The 3,315-nt window shown below is 64.2% G+C and carries 2 protein-coding genes; both read right to left on the bottom strand.

Going from position 1 to position 3,315, the window contains the following annotated elements:
• Positions 1 to 450 (bottom strand): AMP-binding protein (locus XalbCFBP2523_RS17495; RefSeq protein ID WP_430523490.1); only part of this gene is annotated, 450 nt, incomplete at its 3' end.
• 19 nt (positions 451 to 469) lie between these two features.
• The coding region (locus XalbCFBP2523_RS17490; protein ID WP_430523489.1) for an amino acid adenylation domain-containing protein at positions 470 to 3,309 on the bottom strand (2,840 nt) is incomplete at its 3' end.
• Positions 3,310 to 3,315 lie beyond the last annotated feature (6 nt).

Below are 3,315 nucleotides of genomic sequence, written 5' to 3'. Positions count from 1 at the left end.
CGATCCGGAGGTGTAGATGACATACGCCAAATGGCGTGCGGTCAGGCCATTGGCGTGGCGGTCGGGATTACTGTCTGGCAGATGCGTCCAATTTTCACTGTCGGCTTGCAGATCGACGATCACCGCCGCAGTGGCGCTGCATTCAACCAGGCGACGACTGGCGGCATCCGTCAGCACCGCCACCGCGCCGCAATCGGATTGCATATAGGCCAGCCGCTCCGGCGGATAGGCCGGGTCCAGCGGCACATACGCACCGCCCGCCTTCAGCACCGCCAGCAGCGCCACCACCATCTCCACACTACGCTGCACACAGATCGCCACACGCTCGTCCGGACGCACACCCAATCCGCGCAGGTAATGTGCCAACCGATTGGCTCGCGCATTCAACTCCGCATACGTCAGCGACACCTCACCCTGCGCCACCGCGATGGTCGAGGGATCACGTACCACCTGCGCCTCGAACAACTCNACACAGGCATCGCGCGGATAATCCGCTGCCGTCGCATTCCACTCCGTCAACACTTGATGGCGCTCGGCCTCGTCCAGCAACGGCAGACGATCCACCGCCATATCTTCGGCACCCTCGGCCACCATCGCCGCCAACAGATGCCGCCAATGGCCCATCCACCGCTCCAGCGTCGCATGCTCGAACAACGCCGTGGCATAGGTCAGACTGCCCACGATCCCGTCCGTGTTTTCTTCCAACGACAGCGACAGATCGAACTGCGCGCTCGTCTGCGTCGCACCCAGCCCACTGACCTCGAGTTCGCCAAGATCCAGCTCACCCTGTGGCGTGTTCTGCCACGCGAACATCACCTGGAACAGCGGCGCATGCGCCAGACTGCGCGGCGGCTGCACCCGTTCCACCACCTGCTCGAACGGGATGTCCTGATGCGCCTGTGCCTGCAGGGCACGTTCCTTCACCGATGCCAGCAGTTGCGCCAACGTCGGCGAGCCAGACAGTTCCACCCGCAGCGCCAGCGTGTTGACGAAGAACCCGATCAGCCCCTCGCTCTCCGAGCGACCACGATTGGCCGCCGGGCTGCCGATCACCACATCGTCCTGACCCGAAAGACGCGACAGCAGCAACGCCCAACTCGCCAGGAGCGTCATATACAGCGTCAGCCCATGCCTCTGGCTGAGTTCCTTCAGCGCCTGCGCCTGCTTTGGCTCCACGACCACTTCCAACATCGCGCCGGCATGCTCTTGCCGCGCCGGACGCGGACGATCCGTCGGCAGTTCCAACAGCACCGGCGCACCAGACAGCGCCTCGCGCCAGTATGCGGCCTGTTGTTGCAACACCTCGCCCGCCAGCCATTGCCGCTGCCAGCTCGCATAATCGGCGTACTGGATCGGCAACGGCGGTAGCGGATCGGCTTCCCCATGTGCAAACGCCCGATACAACACGCTCAGCTCGTTGATCAAGATCCCCATCGACCACCCGTCCGAGACGATGTGGTGCATGGTCACGAAGAAAACGTATTCGTCGTGGGCGAGCTGTACCAGCACGCCACGGATCAACGGACCGCGTTCCAGCGCGAAGGGTGCCTGTGCCTCGTCGGCCAATAACCGTTCCAATGCGGTCTCGCGATCTTGCACATCGCACAGGTCGTGAGTGATCAACTGGAAGCCGCTGTCTCCGGCCGCGACCCGCTGCAATGCCTGCCCATCGATCAACGCGAAGGTCGTGCGCAGCGACGCATGCCGAGCCACGATGCGATCCAGCGCACGTTGCAGCGCTTGTGTCTCCAGCGCTCCGCGCAAGCGCAAACCACCACTGATGTGATACGCCTGACTGACGCCCTCGAACTGGGATAGAAACCAGAGCCGTTGCTGCGCAAACGACAGCACCCGCGATGCATCTGGTGCCAGCGGCAAGATCGGCGGCAAGATCACGCTGTGCGAGGACGCCACACACACGGCAAGCTGCTGCGGCGTCGCATGCGTAAACAGCTCCGCCACGCTGACCTCGACACCCAACTCCTGGCGCAAGCGCGAGGCGACCCGCACCGCCAACAGCGAATGTCCACCGAGAGCAAAGAAGTTGTCGTGCCGACCGATCGTCTCCAGACCGAGCAGGTCGCCCCAGATCGCGGCAATGGCCTGTTCGATGGCACCCTGCGGTGCTTCATATGCACGCGCCGCATAGGCCGCTGCATCCGGTGCTGGTAACGCCTTGCGATCCAGCTTGCCGTTGGCGGTCAACGGCAGCGTTTCCAGTTGCACGTAAGCGGTGGGTAGCATGTAGTCGGGCAGGCACACGCCGAGCTGGGGACGTAATGCCTCGGAGCTGAGCGCAGCGCCATCGACATGACCAACCACATAGGCGACCAATCGCGGTTCGCCCGGTTGGTCCTCGCGTAGCAACACCGCGGCATCCTGCACGCCCGCGCAGGCGCGTAGCGCGGCGGCGATTTCGCCCAGCTCGATGCGGAACCCGCGTAGTTTGACCTGGTCGTCGTTGCGGCCGAGATACTCCAGCGTGCCGTCCGCACGCCAGCAGGCGATATCGCCACTGCGGTACATGCGTTGGCCGGGCTGTTCGGCGAACGGATCGGGCACGAAGCGTTCGGCGGTCAGATCGGCACGGCCCAGATACCCGCGCGCCAGCTGTGGCCCGGCGATATGTAGCTCTCCAGCCACGCCCATCGGCGCGTGTTGTCCATAGGCATCGAGCACGTACAGACGCAGATGCGCAATCGGTTGACCGATCGGCACGCGTCCGTTGGACGCATGTGCATCGTCAGCGGTGGTCGTGTGGACCGCACAACCGACCACGGTCTCGGTCGGGCCGTATTCGTTGATCAGCCGGGTATGAGGCGCGAGGGTCTGCCAACGGGCCAGCGTAGCGGGCGGCAGCGCTTCGCCACCGATCACCATCACCGCCGGGTTCAGCGGTGTTGGATGGTCGGCCAATTGCTGACCCAACACTTCCAGATGCGCCGGGGTGAGCTTGACCAAGCCTAGCGGAGTCGGATCGCACAGGCGTTGCCGCAGGGCGTCGAGGGTGTCGTGTTCTGGCAGCAGTTCGACCTGCGCACCGCACAGCAACGGGGCGAGCAGGCTGGTCAGCGTGGCATCGAAGGACAGCGACGAGGACACCACCGCGCTGGGCTGCGGCCGATAGGTTTCGATGGCCCATTGCAGGTAATGCGCGGCACCCGCATGCGTGAGCAAGGTGCCCTTGGGTTGGCCGGTGGAACCGGAGGTGTAGATGACATAGGCCAGATTGTCCGGACACAGGCCGGGGACATCCGGCGCGCCCGGATCATCGTGTTGTGTCTCGGCAATGTCGTCCAGGATCAGCACGCTCAC

Origin of the sequence: Xanthomonas albilineans, assembly GCF_002939705.1 — a bacterium.
Classification (GTDB): domain Bacteria; phylum Pseudomonadota; class Gammaproteobacteria; order Xanthomonadales; family Xanthomonadaceae; genus Xanthomonas_A; species Xanthomonas_A albilineans.
The sequence above is the reverse complement of the archived record's forward strand: the minus strand, read 5'-3'. Positions and strand labels throughout refer to the sequence as shown.